Source organism: Phycisphaerales bacterium, assembly GCA_035627955.1.
In the GTDB taxonomy this organism is placed as follows: Bacteria; Planctomycetota; Phycisphaerae; order Phycisphaerales; family UBA1924; genus JAEYTB01.
This window is the reverse complement of the sequence record DASPKU010000014.1, coordinates 66,151-84,444: the sequence shown is the minus strand read 5'-3', so window position 1 is coordinate 84,444 and position 18,294 is coordinate 66,151. Positions and strand designations below refer to the sequence as shown.

The 18,294-nt window shown below is 68.4% G+C and carries 16 protein-coding genes; 7 read left to right on the top strand and 9 right to left on the bottom strand.

Annotation, left to right across the window (positions count from 1 at the left end; translation table 11 throughout):
* The 4 genes from VD997_12770 to VD997_12755 all read right to left on the bottom strand — a co-directional run.
* Nucleotides 1-671 (bottom strand): AAA family ATPase (locus VD997_12770; protein ID HYE62861.1); only part of this gene is annotated, 671 nt, incomplete at its 3' end.
* Between the two features lie 65 nt (nt 672-736).
* Nucleotides 737-3,862 (bottom strand): VWA domain-containing protein, encoded by a 3,126-nt coding sequence (locus tag VD997_12765; GenBank protein HYE62860.1) that lies wholly within the window; start codon nt 3,860-3,862, stop codon nt 737-739.
* A complete protein-coding gene (locus VD997_12760) occupies nt 3,859-5,046 on the bottom strand; it encodes a hypothetical protein (protein HYE62859.1) in 1,188 nt (395 codons plus the stop codon). The genes VD997_12765 and VD997_12760 overlap by 4 nt, the downstream gene beginning before the upstream one ends.
* A gap of 91 nt (nt 5,047-5,137) precedes the next feature.
* Nucleotides 5,138-6,631 (bottom strand): hypothetical protein, encoded by a 1,494-nt coding sequence (locus tag VD997_12755; protein ID HYE62858.1) that lies wholly within the window; start codon nt 6,629-6,631, stop codon nt 5,138-5,140.
* A 239-nt stretch (nt 6,632-6,870) separates the two neighbouring features.
* On the opposite strand from VD997_12755, the gene VD997_12750 reads away from it, so the two are divergent.
* The 3 genes from VD997_12750 (at nt 6,871) to accC (ending at nt 9,998) form a co-directional block, all read left to right on the top strand.
* On the top strand, nt 6,871-8,016 hold the full coding sequence (locus VD997_12750) for a Xaa-Pro peptidase family protein (protein ID HYE62857.1): 1,146 nt from the start codon (nt 6,871-6,873) through the stop codon (nt 8,014-8,016).
* 149 nt (nt 8,017-8,165) lie between these two features.
* Nucleotides 8,166-8,645, top strand: coding sequence for an acetyl-CoA carboxylase biotin carboxyl carrier protein (gene accB, locus VD997_12745; GenBank protein HYE62856.1), 480 nt, complete (start codon nt 8,166-8,168; stop codon nt 8,643-8,645).
* A gap of 12 nt (nt 8,646-8,657) precedes the next feature.
* Nucleotides 8,658-9,998, top strand: coding sequence for an acetyl-CoA carboxylase biotin carboxylase subunit (accC, locus tag VD997_12740; protein ID HYE62855.1), 1,341 nt, complete (start codon nt 8,658-8,660; stop codon nt 9,996-9,998).
* 78 nt (nt 9,999-10,076) lie between these two features.
* Here the strand turns inward: accC and VD997_12735 are convergent, their stop codons facing one another.
* A complete protein-coding gene (locus tag VD997_12735; protein ID HYE62854.1) occupies nt 10,077-10,382 on the bottom strand; it encodes a hypothetical protein in 306 nt (101 codons plus the stop codon).
* A gap of 245 nt (nt 10,383-10,627) precedes the next feature.
* A complete protein-coding gene (locus VD997_12730; GenBank protein ID HYE62853.1) occupies nt 10,628-10,984 on the bottom strand; it encodes a hypothetical protein in 357 nt (118 codons plus the stop codon).
* A gap of 152 nt (nt 10,985-11,136) precedes the next feature.
* Between VD997_12730 and VD997_12725 the strand changes: the two genes are divergently transcribed.
* The gene (locus VD997_12725; GenBank protein ID HYE62852.1) at nt 11,137-11,652 is read left to right on the top strand and encodes a VOC family protein; all 516 of its coding nucleotides are present in this window, start codon (nt 11,137-11,139) and stop codon (nt 11,650-11,652) included.
* Nucleotides 11,649-12,104, top strand: coding sequence for a Holliday junction resolvase RuvX (ruvX, locus tag VD997_12720; protein ID HYE62851.1), 456 nt, complete (start codon nt 11,649-11,651; stop codon nt 12,102-12,104). Before VD997_12725 ends, ruvX begins: the two co-directional genes overlap by 4 nt.
* Nucleotides 12,105-12,213: 109 nt before the next feature.
* Here ruvX and VD997_12715 read toward each other — a convergent pair whose 3' ends face one another.
* The 3 genes from VD997_12715 to VD997_12705 all read right to left on the bottom strand — a co-directional run bounded on the left by VD997_12715 (nt 12,214) and on the right by VD997_12705 (nt 14,662).
* Nucleotides 12,214-12,615 carry an arsenate reductase ArsC gene (locus VD997_12715; GenBank protein HYE62850.1) on the bottom strand — a complete coding sequence of 134 codons (402 nt, stop codon included), beginning with the start codon at nt 12,613-12,615 and terminating at the stop codon, nt 12,214-12,216.
* The gene (locus VD997_12710; GenBank protein ID HYE62849.1) at nt 12,612-13,328 is read right to left on the bottom strand and encodes an aquaporin; all 717 of its coding nucleotides are present in this window, start codon (nt 13,326-13,328) and stop codon (nt 12,612-12,614) included. The genes VD997_12715 and VD997_12710 overlap by 4 nt, the downstream gene beginning before the upstream one ends.
* 143 nt (nt 13,329-13,471) lie before the next feature.
* A complete protein-coding gene (locus tag VD997_12705; GenBank protein ID HYE62848.1) occupies nt 13,472-14,662 on the bottom strand; it encodes a hypothetical protein in 1,191 nt (396 codons plus the stop codon).
* A gap of 150 nt (nt 14,663-14,812) precedes the next feature.
* Between VD997_12705 and VD997_12700 the strand changes: the two genes are divergently transcribed.
* Both VD997_12700 and VD997_12695 read left to right on the top strand, forming a co-directional pair.
* Nucleotides 14,813-16,249 carry an amino acid permease gene (locus tag VD997_12700; protein HYE62847.1) on the top strand — a complete coding sequence of 479 codons (1,437 nt, stop codon included), beginning with the start codon at nt 14,813-14,815 and terminating at the stop codon, nt 16,247-16,249.
* Nucleotides 16,250-18,181: an ABC-F family ATP-binding cassette domain-containing protein gene (locus VD997_12695; protein HYE62846.1), complete on the top strand. Its 1,932-nt coding sequence runs from the start codon at nt 16,250-16,252 to the stop codon at nt 18,179-18,181. It abuts the gene before it with no gap.
* Nucleotides 18,182-18,294: the final 113 nt, after the last annotated feature.

The following is an 18,294-nucleotide window of genomic DNA, read 5'->3' as shown; positions in this document are numbered from 1 at the left end:
CCGTCGAGGATCTTGCTGCTCTCGGGCTGCTGGGTGGCGGTGGTGCGGTCGAGGATGGTCATGAGGTCATCGAGCTGTGAGTAGCCGACGACGATCTTGAAGATGAAGCGGTCGAGCTGGGCTTCGGGGAGCGGGTAGGTGCCCTCCTGCTCGATGGGGTTCTGCGTGGCGAGGACGAGGAAGGGGGCCGCGAGCTTGTAGCTGATGCCGGCGACGGTGACGCTGCGCTCCTGCATGGCCTCGAGGAGGGCGGACTGGGTCTTGGGGGTGGCGCGGTTGATCTCGTCGGCGAGGACGACCTGGGCGAAGATTGGGCCCTTCTGGAACTCGAACTTGCGGCGGCCGGTCTCGTGGTCCTCCATGACGATGTTGGTGCCGATCACGTCGGAGGGCATGAGGTCCGGGGTGAACTGGATGCGGCTGAAGGGCAGGCTCAGGGTCTGCGCGAGCGTGCGGACGAGCAGGGTTTTGCCCAGGCCGGGGACGCCCTCGAGCAGGACGTTGCCGCCGGCGAAGAGGGCCAGGAGCACGCCCTCGACGACGTCGGAGTGGCCGACGACGACCTTGCCGATCTCGGCCTTGAGGCGTGCGAAGGTGTCGCGGAACTTGTCGCACTCGGCCTTCACTTCGGCGGGGGTCTGAAGGTCCGGGGTCTTGGTGATGGTGGCCATTGCAGGCTCCTGGGGTAAATCGCAAAGGGCAAAGGTTCAAAGGGCAAAGGGGGTGACCGGTTCAATCAGCTGGCGGCTCCGTCGTCCATGTCGCCGCGGGCTTTCTGCTTGGCTTTCAGGAGGCGGCTCATGCCCTGGTCCTCCTGCTTGGTACCGGCTGGTGAGTCGACGGGGCGCGGCTTGTCGCGGAAGACCTCGGGGCGGGCGTCGGCGCCGCCGAGCGCGATCTGCGTTGCGCCCTTTTTGAGCTGCTCGGGGCTGGCCTCGAACTTGCGCTTGGCGGTGTCCATCGCGGCTTTCACTTCGGCCTTGGCCTCGGCCTTGAGGTGGGCTTCGGAGATCGCCTGGCCGGCGGAGCCGCGCTCGGCCATCTTCTTCTTGGCCAGCTCGCGGGCCTGCATGAGCGAGCCGAGCTGCTCGCCGCCCTTGCTGGTGCTGCGGCGGAAGACCCCCTTGACCGCGCCCCACATCAGCGGGATGTCGATACGGACCCGGCGCACGCCGACGTCGACGAGGAAGGTGCCCAGGCCGAGCACGGCCATGAGCAGCCAGATGCTCTGCGAGGAGACGGGCATGGTGACGCCCTCGCGCGACCAGAGGTCGGGCAGCTGGGTCTCCCAGTTGTTGAACACGCGCCCGCCGGTCATCTCCGCGACCTGCGTGAGGATGGGCGTGTTGTCCTCGAGCGTGCGATACTCGTCGGCGAAGGGGCGGGTGATCGCGGCCTGTGCGGAGCCCTCGAGCACGCCGCCCTCGACCTTGTCGTCGGGGGCGACGTAGCGGACGCTGAGGACGTAGGTGCCCGACTGGTCGCTCTTGACGGTGCTCTGGTAGCGGCCGGGGCCGACCTGCTTGAAGTCGACGTCCTGGCCTTCGCCGCCGGGGACGGCGACGCGACCCTTGAATCGTGCGAAGTTGAGGCGCTCGCCGCTGCTGTCGAGGGCGTCGACGGTGATGAGCGTCTGGTCGCCCTTGTTCTCGGTGCTGATACGGACGCTGGCGCTGCCGCTGGGGCGCATGGTCCAGCGGACGTGCTGCTCCCAGAACTGGCGGTAGTTCTGCCACGCGGACCACTGCTTGTTCCAGCGGGTGCTGGCGTCGCTGGTGTAGGCGATGACCTTGCCCAGGCCGTACTGCCAGCCGGCGAGGAGCGGGTCGCTGGCCTGCGCCGCGGCGGGGTCGTCGGCCTTGATCTTGATGGAGACGAGGGCGAGGCCCTCGCGCTCGCCGGTGACGACGTAGCCGTTGACGTTGGGGACGCCGGAGAGGCCGCGCATGGCCTCGTCGGCGCCGGGGATCATGATGGCGGGGAAGCCGGGGCCGGCGAGCTGCTCGCGGATGAGGGAACGGCGGACGGTCTGGGCTTCCTTGATGAAGATCTCGGGGATGCTGGCGAGCTCTTTCTCGGTGTTGACGAAGTACCAGTTGCCCTCGGTGGCGGTGGCCATTTCCTTCATCTTGGCGATGTCGGCGCCGCCGTGGGGGTAGACGCCGACGCAGCTGATGGTGATCTTGGCGTCCACGAACTTGTCGAGGAGGGTGGAGGTGGGGGTGGTGGGGTCGCCGTCGCTGATGATGATGACGTGCTTCTGTCCGGCGTCGGCCTTCATAAGGCCCTCGAGGGCGAGCTCGAGGCTGGGGATGAAGCTGGGCATGTCGCCGAAGCGGAGGTTCTGAATGGAGCGCTTGATCTTGGAGCCGTCGGCGACGACCTCGAGGGGGTGCACCCACTCGGTGCCGGCGTGGGCGCCAACGCCGGTGAACTCGATGATGCCGGCGAGGTCGAGGCGCGAGAGCGAGTTGACGGCGGCCTCGCAGACCTTCTTGCCGTAGAAGACGCCGTCGGGCATTTCGACCGAGTGGATGACAAGGGCGAGAGCGCCGCGAGGCATCTGCCGCTTCTGCGGCGGGTCGAGGCGGACGGGGAGGGCGTCTTCGAGGGGCGAGCCGATCCAGCCGCCGGCGCCGAAGCTCTCGGGCCCGCCGATCATCACGAGGCCGCCGCCGGTGTCGTGCACGTACTGCCGCAGGTTCTCCTGGAGCGCCTGGCTGAACTTGTACGCGGACTGGTTGACCATCACGACCGCGTCGTAGGCGTTGAGCTCGGTGAGCGTGGGGGGGACCTGGTCGGCGGTCTTGACCTCGACCGCGATCTTGGCCTCCTCCATGGCGCGGAGGAACTCCTCGCTGTCCTTAGGGCGCTCGCCGATCTCTGTGATGACGAGCACCTTGCCCGCGCCGGCGACGAACGTGACGCTGCTGCCGGTGTTGTTCTGGCGGAGGATGTCGCCGACGACCTGGCCGTTGTGCTCGTAGGCCTCGAACGCGGCCTTGAACTCCTGCGGGCCGGTCTTGAGGGCCTTGACCTGCACCTGCTTGACGTTGAGGCCGGGCTTGAGCTCGACTTCGGTCGAGAGGTCGTTGTCGCCGGTGCCGCTCAAGTCCACGGCCTGGCCGTTCATGAGGAGGGTGAGCTTGCCGCGCGTCTCGGTGAGCGAGCGCAGGACGATCTTGACGCTCATCGTCTCGCCCTCGCGGGCGCTGGCGGGGGCGACGACGCGGTCGATCATGACCTCGCGGTCGTACTTGTACTTGATGGGCACCACGTCGATGGGGACCTTCATCGCCTTGGCCGTGGTCGCGGCCTGGAGGATGTCGCCGACGGTCTGGTTGCCGTCGGTGGCGAGGAGGACTCGGAGCCCGGCCTCTCGGGACGCGCTGGCGATGGCCAGCTTCACCGCGGCGGCGAGGTTGGTGCCGTCGGAGGCGCCGATGTGCTGAGGCTCGAGCGTGCGGTTGAGCTTGCTGGGGAGCTGCTGTACGTAGGCGTCCTTGGCGGCGGTGACGAGGCCGACCATGTCCTCGGGTTTCTTGTCCTTGATGGCCGTTTCGACGAAGCGGCGGGCGTCGGTCTGCACCTGCGGGGGCACGCTCTCGCTGGCGTCGAGCACCATCATCACCGCAACGCCCTTGCTCTCCTTGCGCCAGCTGGGCTCGGCCATCGCGCCCGCGAGCAGGACGATGACGAGCAGGCGGACAACGAGGGCGACCCATCGGGTGGTGCCGCCCAGGCCCGAGAGGCTCTTGCGGGCCATCCAGATGGAGGCCGCGCCCAGGATGGGGATCAGCAGCAGCCACACGGGCACGTCGAAGTGCAGCGGGCCGAGGTGCACGGCGGCGAGGGTGTTCAACCGGCACCTCCTGTGCTGCGATCATCCGTGCCACGATCATGGCCCTGCATGATCGTGCTCTTCACTGCGGAAGTGCCGGTGACATTCTCTTTCAAGCGCGGCTTCTCGAATGCCTGCACGCGGTTGTTCCCGCTATCGAGGACGTACACGAGGTCACCCCTCACGGCGACACCCCAGGGCGTCGAGAGCTGGCCGGGCTGGCGGCCGAGCTGGCCCCATGTGCCCATCGACGCGCCGCTGGCCAGGTCGATGCGCTGGATGCGGTGGTTGCCGAACTCGCAGACGAGGGCGGTGCCATCGCCCAGCAGCGCCAGGCCGTAGGGGTAGGCGAACTGGCCGATCGCGGGGCCTGTCGTGCAATCGGGGTTGATCCACGCGATGAGCTTGCCGTCGAGCGTGAAGCGGCCGACGCGGTGGTTGCAGGCGTCGTTGACGACGAGCTCCTGGCGGGCGGTGTCGATGGCGATCGACTGCGGGCGGTTGAACTGGATGGTGTCGGCGGAGGCAGAGTCGCCCTGGCTGCCGAAGGAGAACTTGAACTCGAAGGGCGAGGGCGCGGGGCCGAGGTCGCCGCCCTTTGCCGCGTCGATGAGCTGCTGGCGCGTGACGGGCGACTTCGGCTCGAAGACGCTGATGCGCTCGTTGTGCTGGTACTCGCTGACGTAGAGGCGGGCGATGGCCTTGCCGTCGGGCGTAGGGAGCACGGCGATGTCGGTGGGGAAGACGAACTGGCCGGGGCCGTTGCCGTACTCGCCGAAGCGGGTGAGCAGAGCGCCCAGCCCCTCGCCCTCGCGCCCGGGGGCAAGCGAGCCGCCGTCGTACACCATGACGCGGAAGTAGTGGGTGTCGGCGACAAAGACGATGGGACCGTCGGAGCCCTCGGCGTCCCACACGGTCATGCCCGTGGGCTTGCCCTCTTTCCATTCGGGCATCTGCCAGCCGCCGCGCCCTTCGCCGGTGACGGCGTCAAGGCGCTGCACGCGGGCGAGCTTGTCGATGACCCAAACGCCGGAGCGGTCGACGTCGAGGCAGCGGGGGTAGCTGAACTGGCCGGGGGAGGTGCCGACCTCGCCGAAGGAGAGTTTGACGTTGAGCGGCTGACCGTCCTGGTGGCGCGTGCAGGAGGGGAGAGCGAGCAGCGCCGCGGCGGACAGGAGGGCACAGGCTGCTCGGCCAAAGGGCATCAACTTCATCCTACTGGAAAGCCCTGCTACGAGGTGCACGGGCCGGTTGTTTGGATGGGCCCCGGGCATCGGTGAGAGAGGTGTTGGGAAGTCACCTGAGCTGCTTCAACGTTTTCGACGCCGCCCACGCTGCCAGGCCCGCCACAAAGAAGCCGACCACGACTACAGACACCGCCGCGGCGGACACGTCCTGCATCCGGAGCTGGTGCAGGTGGTTGAGCATCACTTGGGCGAGGCTGGGGGTGCCGGGGGGCTGGACGACCACAGCGGCCTCGATCTCGTGGAGTGACAGGGCGGCGGTGGCCAGGCCCGCGCCGGCGAGGGCACCGCCCTGGAGGGGGAGGCTGGCGCTGATCCAGCCGCGGAAGCCGAGGGCGCCGTCGAGTGCACGGAGGTCGCGCTCGGCCCGGGGTTCCACGGCCGCGAGCCAGACGCCGATGAGTGCGCTCACAAAGCCGAAGCGGGCGGTGTGGGTGATGACGAGGATTAGCGGCGACTCGCCCAGCGACCACAGGCCGGGCGTGGTGTTGACGGCGATGGAGACCGCCGAGCCGACGAGGACTCCGGGGAGGAGCCCGGTGATCAGCAGGGTGCGGAGGCACCAGAGGAGCAGGGTGGGGCGGCGGCGGGCGGCGCTCAGGCCCTGCCAGAAAGCGGCGGCGAGGAGGGTGCCGATGAGGCCGGTGGCGAGGGCGATGGCCGTACTACTTAGTACGGCTTCGCCGGAGAGGGACCAGAAGTCGTGGTAGGGGCGCAGGCCGCGGACGGTGCGGGCGAAGAGCAAGAGTGGGATGAGGATGGCGGCGGCCCAGATGGCGCCGGTGAGGAGCCAGCCGCGGGCGGGGGCGGCGGCGGGCGGGGCGGCTGGCGTTTCGCTGTGCGAAACGGCGGCAGCGACGACGCGGCTGGAGATGATGGACGCGCCGGCGACCGCGGCGAGGACGAGGGGCCAGGCGCTGAGCCAGACGCGCCAGGAGCCGGGGGCTAAGTTGAGGTCAAACCAGACCTTGACGGCGTAGGTGGGGACCTGGGCCAGGTGCAGGGGGATGGCCGAGCCGAGCATGACGAGGAAGACGACGGCGGCGGCGGCGAGCAGGCCGGGGCGGCATAAGCGCCAGAGCTCGCGCGACTTGCGTGGGCCCGCGGCCTCGAGGCGGAGGGTCTCGAGGACGTGCTCGTCGATGCGGCTGATGAACGAGCCCAGCACGAGGGTGGCGATGGGCCAGGCCCAAAGCGATAAGCCAATGACGGCCAGGAGCTTACCGGCGATGGAGGGGGCGTTTGGGATGGTTCCCTGGGCGAGGTCTGCGAGCCAGGAGCCAAGGGGCGTGCCGGCGGCGCGGATGGTGCTGTAACCGTTGTAGGCGAGGTAACTTGGGAGCAGGAGGGGGGTGAAGAGGAGGGGGGCGATGGTCCAGCCGCGCCCGCGGATGAGCCACGCGGCGGGCCAGGCGAGCAGGGTCGCAAGGGTGGCGATGGCGAGAGCCCAGAGGGCGGTGGAGCCGAGCAGTCCCCACGCGGGCAGGAGGGAGAGGGCGGGCTCGGGGCCGGTTGAGGGCGGGGCCTTGGTGATGTCCCCTTCCATAACTCCGGCGGTGACAGACCATAAGACCGCGCCGAGGGGCCACGCGACGCAGATGAGCGTGATGAGGAGCACCAACGAGGGGCCGGCATGCGCGCGGGTGGTTGGATGAGGCGAAGCAGAGGCAGCACTGCGGGCTGAAAGCCCGCCCTCCCGGTCTTGCGCGTGTTGTTCACCGGGCGGGGCCATCGCGGGGGAGTCTATCGGGCGCGTGTGGGGTGAAGGCGGTATCATGACCCCCTATGCCCTCAGCCACCGCCGTGAAGCCCAAGGACGCGTCCTCGAACGGGGGCGGTCCGCCGTACGCGGGGCGGATGGACCGGCTGCGGGCGCTGGCCCAGAAGCAGAACGTCAGCCACATCCTGGTGACCAACCCCTTGGACGTCGGGTACCTGACGGGGTTCTTCGGCGGTGACAGCTACCTGGTGGTGTCGCCCAAGTCGGCGACGGTGATCACCGACGGGCGGTACGTGGAGGAGCTCGAGCCGGTCAAGCCGCTCGCCTCGATCTATGTGCGCAAGGTCGCCATGCCCGCGGCGGTGGCGGAGGTGTTCACCGCGACGCGGGTGGACCGGTGCGCGTTCCAGGCCGAGCACCTGACGGTGAAGGACGTCGAGGACATCACCAAGGCGCTGGGCAAGGGGCCGCAGAACCGGCTGGTGGCGACCAAGCTGCTGGTGCAGTCGCTGCGGGTGATCAAGGACGCGAGCGAGGTGGCCCTGATCCAAAAGGCCGTGAAGCTGCAGGAGGAGGCGCTGAAGGCGACCCTCAAGCAGATCAAGGCGGGGCAGAGCGAGATGGAAGTCGCGGCCATCCTCGAGTTTGAAATGAAGATGCGGGGCAGCAGCAAGCCCGGCTTCGAGACAATCATTGCGGCCAAGGCGAACGGGTCGCTGCCGCACTATCGCCCGAGCGAGAAGACAAAGGTGACGGCGGGGCAGCCGCTGCTGATCGACTGGGGCGCGGTGTACCAGGGCTACCAAGGCGACATGACGCGGACGTTCTCGATGGGCAAGTGGCCCAAGAAGGTCGCGGAGATCTACGAGATCGTGCGGGAGGCCCAGGAGGCCTCGGCCGCGGCGCTGGCGCCCGGGAAGACGTGCCACGAGATCGACAAGATCGCGCGGGACATCATCGACGAGGCGGGGTACGGCGAGCAGTTTGATCACGGGCTGGGGCATGGGCTGGGGATCAGCAAGGAGCCGCCGTGGCTGAACCCCAAGTACCCGGACGCGCCGCTGGAGGTGGGGATGGTGTGCACGGTGGAGCCTGGGATCTACCTGCCGGGGGTTGGGGGGGTGCGGATCGAGGACCAGTACGTGATCACGGAGAAGGGGGCGAAGAACTTCTGCACGCTGCCCAAGGACCTGGAGTGGTCGACGCTGTAAGGCCTTTTACCGCAGAGCACGCAGAGATCGCAGAGGAAGGCATAAGACAGGAGAAGAAGGACGGATTGCGGGGCATGTGATGTGGGAGCAGGGTTCGGAGTGTTTGACTCTGCGTTCTCTGCGTGCTCTGCGGTTCAATCCGAGAAGTCATGATTGATATCAGCAAGCTGAAGGAACTTGTGGCCCTGATGGCCGAGCACGACCTGTCCGAGGTGGACCTCAAGGACGAGAAGGAGTCCATCTCGCTGAAGCGCGGGACGACGCAGGTTGTGCACGCGGCGCCGCAGGTGCAGTATGCGGCGGCGCCGCAGGCAGCCCCCGTGAGCGCGCCGGCCCCGGCGGCGTCGGGTGGGGGGAGCAGCGGAAGCGCGGCTCCCGCGGCGGCGGCTGGCCCGACGATCGACTCGCCCATGGTGGGGACGCTCTACCTCGCGCCGAACCCGGACTCGCCGCCCTTCGTGAAGCCCGGTCAGCAGGTGACGCCGGACACGACGGTGTGCCTGATCGAGGCGATGAAGGTGTTCAATGAGATCAAGGCCGAGAAGAGCGGCACGATCGAGCAGATCCTGGTCAAGAGCGGGCAGGCCGTGGAGTTCGGGCAGAAGCTGTTCGCGATTCGTCCCTCCTGAGACTGACAACACATGTTCAAGAGAGTTCTGATCGCGAATCGTGGTGAGATCGCCCTCCGCATCATGCGCGCGTGCCGCGAGCTGGGTATTGAGACGGTGTGCGTCTACTCGACGGCCGACAAGGATGCGCCGTACCTGCGGCTTGCGGACCGGGCGATTTGCATCGGGCCGGGGCCGGCGAAGGAGAGCTACCTCAACATTTCGCGGATCATCGCCGCGGCCGAGGTCGCGGACGTGGACGCGATCCACCCGGGGTACGGGTTCCTCAGCGAGCGGCCGGACTTCTCGCAGGCGTGCCGTGACTGCAAGATCGAGTTCATCGGGCCGAGCCCCGAGGCAATGGGCAAGCTCGGCGACAAGGTCGAGTGCAAGAGGACCGCCAAGGCCAACAAGGTGCCGATCTTCCCGGGTTCCGAGGGGGCCATCGAGGAAGAGGAAGAGGCGGTCCGGGTTGCCAACGAGATCGGGTACCCGGTGATCATCAAGGCCGCGGCGGGCGGCGGCGGGCGCGGGATGCGGGTGTGCCGCAACGAGGCGACGCTGCGGAGCAGCCTGCGGCAGGCGGGGCAGGAGGCGCTGGCGGCCTTTGGCAACGGCGCGGTGTTCATCGAGAAGTTCCTGGAGCACGCGCGGCACGTGGAGGTGCAGTGCCTGGGCGACAAGCACGGGCACGCGGTGCACCTGTGGGAGCGCGACTGCTCGATGCAGCGGCGGCACCAAAAGGTGATCGAGGAGGCACCGAGCCCCAACGTCAACCGCAAGAAGATGGAAGTGGTGTGCGAGGCCGCGGCGCGGCTGATCAAGGCGGCGAACTACCACGGCGCGGCGACGGTCGAGTTTTTGATGGACGGCCAGCAGAACTTCTACATGCTGGAGGTCAACACGCGGGTGCAGGTGGAGCATCCGGTGACGGAGCTGATCACGGGCATCGACATCGTGAAGATGTCGATCCTGGTGGCGGCGGGCGAGCCCCTGCCCTTCAAGCAGAAGGACGTGCAGATCAAAGGCCACGCGATGGAGTGCCGCATCAACGCCGAGGACCCGGACAAGGGGTTCAGGCCTTCGGCGGGGAAGATCGAGACGTGGCAGGTGCCGGGCGGCCCGGGCGTGCGGATGGATACGCACGTGGTGCCGGGGTACGTGGTGCCGCCGAACTATGACTCGATGATCGGCAAGCTGATCGTGCACGCGGACGACCGCCGGCAGTGCATGGCGCGGATGAGCCGGGCGCTGCGCGAGTTCCAGGTGGGGCCGATCTCAACGACCATCCCGCTGCACTCGCGGCTGATGGAGAACTCGGACTTCAAGGAGGGTGGGATCGACATCCACTACCTGGAGCGGTTGCTGCGGTAGGGGGTCGGTTCATTGGGTCAGAGCTGACGGTGAGGCCGAAGTCGCTCCATAGCGACGAAGACGTCGCCATGGCACGCATCAGTGCCAGTGGCGGCGGTGGTGGTGATGGTGGCCATGGTGGTGGTGGCCGTGGTGGTGGTGCCAGCCGCCGCCCCACCCGCCACCGATGATGAGGGTGGGGCCGGGGACGTAGCGGCGTTCCTCGACGATGACGCGCGGCGGCGGGGCGTAGTGGCGTTCCTCGATGACCACCGCGCGGCGGGGCGGGTGGGAGTGCACGCGGTGCTCTTCGATGACGACGGCGCGGTGGTGGCCGTGGTGGACGCAGCCGGTCAGGAAGGTGCTGGCAAGGGCGCCGACGATCAGACACGCACGCACGAACATCGAAGCTGCTCCTAAGGTGGCGCGGCGGAGGCCGCGTGCCGTTTTGTACGCGGGCACTAACATCGCGTTTCACGCGTCGGAGGGATGGTAGCGCAAGAGCAGGCTTTGACAGCGGTTGCGCGTGCGTGTGGGGGCTTGTTGGGCGTGCAAATGAACAGAAGCAGGCGAGCGCGTCGAGCGTGCTCGCCTGCTTGGGTCATCACGCGCGGGTGAGCGCGCGGTGGGTCAGTGCGTGGCTTGGGCGATCAGCGGCGGTCCCACTCGCGCCGGTCAAAGTCGCGGTCGAAGATGCCTTCGCCGCGGTGGTCGTGGTCGCGGCGGAGGTGGTCGCGGTCGTGGTCCCAGTCCTTGTCCCAATCGCGCTTGCCGTCGCGGTTCCAGTCGCGCTTGCCGTCGCGGTCCCAGTCGCGCCGGCCGTCGCGGTCCCAGTCGCGACGACGGTCGCGGTCCCAGTCGCGGTCGTGGTCCCAGTCGCGGCTGCCGATTCGGTCGCCGCGGTAGTAGCCATCGTCGTAGTAGTCGTTGTCATTGCTCTCGCAGCCGATGAGGCCGCCGGCGAGAACGGTGAGGCCCAGCAACGCAGCAGCAGAGATCCGTCTCATGATGTGCACTCCTTGTGGTCGCGCTTCTCGCTCTCCGCAGGCGGGAACGGCCCCGCGTGTTCACTGTGTAGGATGGAGCGGTGAGGGGGCGTATCGGCGCGGTGTAACAGGCTTCATCCTCCAGCTCTGGACCGGCACGAAGGGGGTGGCACTTGGAGAAGCAGCAGGAGCGACCGGGTGAGATCGACGCGGGCGTGCGAATCGGGCACGTGCACCTGAAGGTGAGCGACCTGGAGCGGTCGCTGGCGTTTTACTGCGGGGTGCTGGGGTTCAAGCTGATGCAGCGGTTCGGAACGCAGGCCGCGTTCGTGTCGGCGGGCGGGTACCACCACCACATCGGGCTGAACACGTGGGAGAGCAAGGGTGGAAAGGCTCCGGCGCGGGGCTCGACCGGGCTGTATCACGCGGCCATTCTGTACCCCTCGCGGGCGGCGCTGGCGGTGGCGCTCAAACGGCTGGTGGACGCGGGCGTGGAGCTCGACGGCGCGGCCGATCACGGCGTGAGCGAGGCGCTGTACCTGCACGACCCGGACGAGAACGGGTTGGAGCTGTACTGGGATCGGCCGGTGGAGCAGTGGCCGCGGGATGCGGAGGGCGGGATCAACATGTACACGCGCCCGCTGGATGTGGCGAAGCTGCTGGCGGAAGCGGCCGGAGCACGGGCGTGAGATACATTGCGATCGACATCGGGGACAAGCGCACGGGGGTCGCGGTTGGGGATTCGGAGACGCTGATCGTGTCGCCGGCGGAGGTGCTGGAGGTGCCCATCCAGCAGAACGGGGGCGCGGACCTTCTGGCGGCGGTGCTGCGGGCGGTGGCCAGCGTGTGCGGGGCCTGGCAGAAGTGCGAGCTGGTGGTGGGGCTGCCGCTCAATATGGACGGCAGCGAGGGGCCGCAGGCGAAGAAGGTGCGCGAGTTCGGCGCGCGGGTGGCCGAGGCGACGAAGCGCGTGGTGCACTACCAGGATGAGCGGCTGACGAGCGCGGACGCGGACTGGTCGATGGCGCAGTCGGGGCTGACGCACGGGGGGAAGAAGGCGCGGCGGGATGCGCTGGCCGCGGCGGCGATTCTGCGCGACTTCTTGGCGCAGCGCGGGCGGGGGGAGGGCGAAGGGACGTAAAGAGCCGGTCGCGCGAGCGATCAGACTGGATCATGAATCGCAAGCAGGTTTCGGGTGGACGAATCTCAGGGCATCGAGAGGAAGTCGATCGCGGGCGCGATCGGCGCTTTCAGAGCGATGCCAAAAGCTGCTGGACCTCCGTGCGGATGCGGTCGCGGACCTGGCGGAACTCTTCGAGGGGCATGTGCTTGGGGTCGGGGATCTGCCAATCGACGCGGCGCTTGCAGCGCAGCATGGGGCAGGCGTCGCCGCAGCCCATGGTGACGGCGGCGTCGAAGTCGACGGGCGGGAGGTCCGCGAGGGACTTGGACGCGTGGTGGTCGATGGCGAACGCGGGGCCGAGCTCGGCCATGACCTGGATGGCGGTTGCGTTCACCTTACCCGAGGGGCGAGAGCCGGCGCTGTAGGCTTCAACGGCGTTGCCGCCCAGGGCGCGGGCGAAGCCCTGGGCCATCTGGCTGCGGCAGCTGTTCTCGACGCAGACGAAGACGACGCGGAGGGGCTTGCTCACCGCGAGAACTCCGAGGCGGGTGCGGTGGTGGTGCCGGTCACCGCCTTGAAGAAGGGCACCGCCAGGGCAGCGCCCGCGATGGGGCCGAGCAGGTAGACCCAGAGCGATTCGAGGGGCGTGCGCAGGGTGACGCCGGCGACTTCGGCGAGCTGGTTCTTCGCGGGCCAGATCGTGGCGATCACGCCGGGCCCGATGCTGCGGGCGGGGTTCATGGAGGCGCCCGAGATGGGGCCGCCGAAGAGGGCATCGAGGGCGATGGTGCCGCCCACGGCGATGGCTGCGGTGATGCCCTTCTCCTTGGGGCCGGTGGAGACGCAGAGGATGACGAACATGAGGATGAAGGTGAGGACGACCTCGGCGATGAGCGGGCGCCAGATGAGCGAGCCATCGCCCACGGCGACGTTGGCGCCGATGGTCGGGTGGCCCTGGTACCAGGCGCGGACGATGATGGAGGCGAGCAGGGCGCCGAGAACCTGCGCGACAATGTAGCCGACGGCCTGACCGCCGGGCATGCGGCGGGCGAGAACAAAGCCGAGTGTGACGGCGGGGTTCATGTGGGCGCCGGAGACGTCGCCGATGGCGTAGATCATGACCATCACCACCAGCCCGAAAGTGAGGCAGATGCCGACGTGATCGACGCCGGCGGTGATGGCGGCGGTGCCGGCGAGGGTGAGACAGAACGCGCCGAAGCCTTCAGCGAGGAGCTTGTTCATGGTGGGCAGGATAGATCAAAAGAGCCGATCGCGCGAGCGATCGGGGTGCGTTTGTGAGCGCTCAGATTGCGCGAAGACCGTGAACTGGAAGGAGGCGGACTCGATCGCTTGAACCATCGGCTCTTTTCAGCGGCGATTGCGTCTTAGCACGCCCCGCCCCCGAGGACGCGGAAGAACGACTCGATGTCCTGGTCGGTGGCGACGTCGCCGTCGGCGTTGAAGTCGCTATGGCAGCCCTCGCAGCAGGTGCCGCCGAGGCAGGCGAAGAAGGCCTCGATGTCCTGGTCCGTGGCCGCGTCTCCGTCCTGGTTGAAGTCGGCGGTGCAGGTGTTGGGCAGGCCGGCGTAATCCACGCCCGTGAGGCGGATGTGGTACTGGATGGTCTCGCCGGTGCCCTCCCAGTGGTGCAGGGCGCCGAACTTGCCGGGGCCGTTGGGGACCTGCTGGAGGTTGATCATCTCGTCCCAGATGCGGTTGCCCTCGGCGTCGACGGGGTAGCGGTGGCTGGTGGCGATGCCGAGCCAGTAGTCGCCGGGCGGCAGGGTGATGAGCTGCGTGTTGAGGATCGGGATGATGGGCGTACGGGCGTCGATGGCGAGCACGCCCTTGCCGCGGGCGTTGAAGAGGCAGAGCATGGCGCCGTCGCCGAAGTAGCGGACGAGCTGGGCGTCGGCGGAGAAGTTGGAGGGGTCGGTGATGCGGATGCGGAAGAGGTCGGAGTCCTCGGCGCTGCCAAAGCCGCGGATCTCGTGGAGGGCGCCCTCGCCGCGGGAGATCGCGCCCGTGTCGACGGTGTCACCGGCGTCGGTGAAGAGGTACTCGTAGAAAATGTCCGGGTTGGGCGCGGCGTCGTCGAGGGTGATGGTGACGTGGTCCCAGATCGCGTCGCAGCCGGAGGGGTCGTCGGCGGTGTCGAAGAACTGGAAGACCCAGGGGCCGTGGGCGCGGACGGGGCTCTCGAGGTCGAACTCGCTGTCGAGCAGGGTGTGGGTGGCGTACTGGTCGGCGAGGTCGCCGAAGGGGTAGACCCAGATGATGTTCCAGTCTGGTGAGCCGATGGCGATCTGGGTCTCGAGGAGGGTCTGCTCGGGGACGAGGGAGCGGATCTGGCCGCTGATGCGGACGCGGGTGGCGAGGTAGTCGCCGGTGAAGGCGCAGTCGCGGTACTCGTTCTCGATCCAGTTGCGCATGCCATCGTTGCGCACGTTGGTGAAGGTGATGCTCTCGCGGGGGCCGGCGTGTGCCGGCGAGATGAGCGCGGCCGTGAGGGTGGCGGCCAGCGTGGCGGCCAGTGCGGGCGCGGCGACAGCGGCCTTGTTGCGCGGGAGCGCCATGGCCAATGGTGTACCACAGGGGCGGGGCGGTGTCACCAGAAACGCGGTGGGTGCGGGGTTTGGTTGGGTGCTCTGTAGGGGAGTGCGGCGGGTGGAGCGGGCCGGGCGGGGTGAGGCTGGCAGCGCGAATGCCGGTAACCTGCGGCCCGGATGACGGCCACCACGAGCGGCACCAATGAAGCGCGACGCGACCTGCCCCGCACCATCGGGACCTTTGGGGCACTGGGCATCATGCTGGGCACGATCATCGGCAGCGGGATTTTTCGCACGCCGTCGGAGATTGCGCAGCACCTCTCGAGCCCGGTGGTGATGCTGCTGATGTGGGCGGTGGGCGGGCTGCTGTCGCTGTTCGGGGCGCTGACGTTCACGGAGCTGGCGGTGGTGTTCCCGCGGTCGGGCGGGCTGTACAACTTCCTGTACCACGGGCTGGGGCGGAGCACGGCGTTCGTCTTCGGCTGGACGTACATGCTGATCAGCAAGCCTTTCGCCGCGGGGGCGATCTCGACGATCTTCGCGCAGTACCTGCACCTGAACTCGCACTACGCGGCGTTCGCGGTGCGGCGCCTGGGTATGCCGGAGGGGTACACCACGGTGTGGGCGGAGCCCGCGGCGGTGTGCGCGGTGCTGATTGCGCTGACCGCGCTCAACGCGCGGGGGATGCGGCTGGGGGCGGGCGCGGGCGTGGTAGTGACATCACTCAAGGTGGCGGCGCTCGTTTCAATGTGTCTGTTCGCGGTGGTGGTGCCCGGTGGGGACGCGGCGAACTTTGCGCCGGCGGATGAGGTTCCCAAGAGCCTGCTGCTGGCGCTGGCGCCGGTGATGGCGGCGGTGCTTTGGACGTACGAGGGGTGGGCGGATGTCGGCGCGGTGGCGGGGGAGGTGAAGGACCCGCAGCGGACGCTGCCGCGGGTGAACGTGCTGGGGACGCTGTTGGCGGTGGGGTTGTACATCGCGATCAACGCGGCGTACTTCTACGTGCTGCCGATCGAGCAGGTGCGGGCGAGCACGTCGGTGGCGGGCGATGTGATGGCGAAACTGCTGGGGCCGGCGGGGGGCGTGCTGCTCACCGCCATGGTGGTGGTGTCGACGCTGGGCTCGACGCACGCGTCGATCATCACGGGGGCGCGGGTGACGTTCGCCCAATCGCAGGACCGGCTCCTGTTCCGGTTCCTGTCGCGGGTGCACCCGAGGTACGAGACGCCGCACGTATCGCTGTGGCTTCAGTGTGCGCTGTCGTGCACGGCGGTGCTGTTCTTCAGGGACTTCGCAACGCTGGCGGGCGGGTTCGTGTTCACGATCTGGATCTTCTACGGGCTGGCGGCGTTCTCGGTGATCAGGCTGCGGGTGACGCGCCCGGAGCTGGAGCGGCCGTACCGCACACCGTGGTACCCGGTGGTGCCGGTGCTGTTCATCCTGTCGGCGGTGGGAATGACGGTGCTGGAGGTGGTCGCGTCGGCGGGGCGGCTGCGGGCGGGGGAGGCGGTGTGGTGGGAGACGTCGCTGCTGTGGATCGTGGTGCTGCTGGCGGGGTACCCGGTGTTTTACGTGTGGGACAGGTGGTGGAACTCGCGCCCTACGTTTGTGTGAATGCCCCCAGTCCTCACCGCCCAAGCCATCTCCAAGACCTACGGCCACCACACGCTCTTCTCGGGGATCGGGCTGGTGCTGCAGGACCGCGAGCGGCTGGCGCTGATCGGGCCCAACGGGAGCGGCAAGTCGACGCTGCTGAAGCTGCTGGCGGGGATGGAGACGGCCGACGAGGGGTCGATCGTGCTGCGGAAGGGGCTGCGGGCGGCGTACGTGTCGCAGATGGACCGCTTCCCGGAGGGGGCGACAGTGCTCTCGGCGGTGTGCGATGGGCTCAAAAGCATCACACTGCCGCACGTGCACGATGACCATGAGCGCGAGCTGCACGCGGAGCTGACGCTGCGCCGGCTGGGGTTCGAGGAGCTGGGGTTAGGTGACGACTTCCTGCACGCGGAGGCAGCGCGCCTGTCGGGCGGGCAGCGCAAGCGGCTGTCGATTATCCGCGAGCTGGCGAAGGAGCCGGACATCCTGCTGCTGGACGAGCCCACGAACCACCTCGACGTTGAGGGCATCCGGTGGCTTGAAGAGATCCTCGACTCGGCCCAGTTCGCGTGGGTTGCGGTGACGCACGACCGGGCGTTTCTGGAGAACACGGCCACGCGGATCGTGGAGCTGAGCCGTGCGTACCCGGGCGGGACGTTCGGGGTGCAGGGCAACTACAGCGAGTTCCTGCGGCGGAAGCAGGAGTTCCTGGAGGGGCAGGCGCGGCAGGAGGCGTCGCTGGCGAACATGGTGCGGGAGGACCTGCGGTGGCTGGGGCGCAAGGCGCAGGCGCGGCGGACCAAGGCGAAGAGCCGCGCGGCGTCGGCGCATTCGCGGATCGCGGAGCTCGCGGAGCTGAAGGCGCGGAACGCGCCGCAGCGGGCCGCGGCGGTGGACTTTGGCGGCACGGACCGCAAGACGCAGAAGCTGCTGCAGGCGCACGCGATCAGCAAGAGCCTGGGCGGGCGGACGCTGTTCAGGGACCTCAACGTCATCCTGTCGCCGGGGCAGAAGCTGGGGCTGATGGGTCCCAACGGCAGCGGCAAGTCGACGCTGATCAAGGTGCTGACGGGGGAGCTGGCGAGCGATGCGCCCAGCCCAGAGGCGGTGCAGGCCGCGAAGGACGCGAACCTGCCCAGCGGCGTGCCGCCGCCGGGGGAGATCAGGCGGGCGGACAACCTGCGCGTCGTGCTCTTCAGCCAGCACCGCACGGAGCTGGACCCGAGCAAGACGCTGCGGGACACGCTGAGCCCGGCGGACTCGGTGATCTATCAGGGGCGGGTGCTGCACGTGAACACGTGGGCGGCGATGTTCCTGTTCGACCAGCAGCAGATGAAGGCGCCGATCCGGGCGCTCAGCGGCGGCGAGCAGGCGCGGGTGCACATCGCGCGGCTGATGCTGGAGCCCGCGGATGTGCTGATCCTGGACGAGCCGACGAACGACCTGGACATCGCGACGCTGGAGGTGCTGGAGACGTCGCTGGAGGAGTTCCCGGGGGCGCTGGTGCTGGTGACGCACGACCGGGCGATGGTGGCGGACCTGGCGACGCAGGTGCTGGCGCTGGATGGGAAGGGCGGGGCGAAGTACTACGCGAGCTACGACCAGTGGGAGGATGCGCAGGAGCTGGAGGAGTTGGAGGCGAAGGCGCGGGTGCAGGAGGCGCAGGCGGCCGCGCGTGGGACATCTCCACCGTCCCCTTCGAATGCTGCGAGCGCGAGCGGCGCTGCGCCAGCTGCTTCGAAGAAGAAGCTGAGCTACAAGGAGCAGCGGGAGCTGGAGCAGATCGAGCCGGCGATCGAGAAGGCGGAGGCGGAGGTCGCGCGGCTGGAGGCGCTGGTGAACGATGCGGGCGGGGACCACAAGCGGGTGCAGCAGCTGTATGTGGAGCTGGGGGAGGCGCAGGCGAGGGTGGCGGCGCTGTATGAGCGGTGGGGGGAGTTGAGCGGGTGAGGGGGCGCGTTTGCGACGCCGGGACTGAGCCGCCTTGGGCGAAGTCCCGAATTGGGAGTAGGCGCACTGGTCGCGATGCGTGAGTCGCCGTCAATCCGGGACTTCGTCGAGGA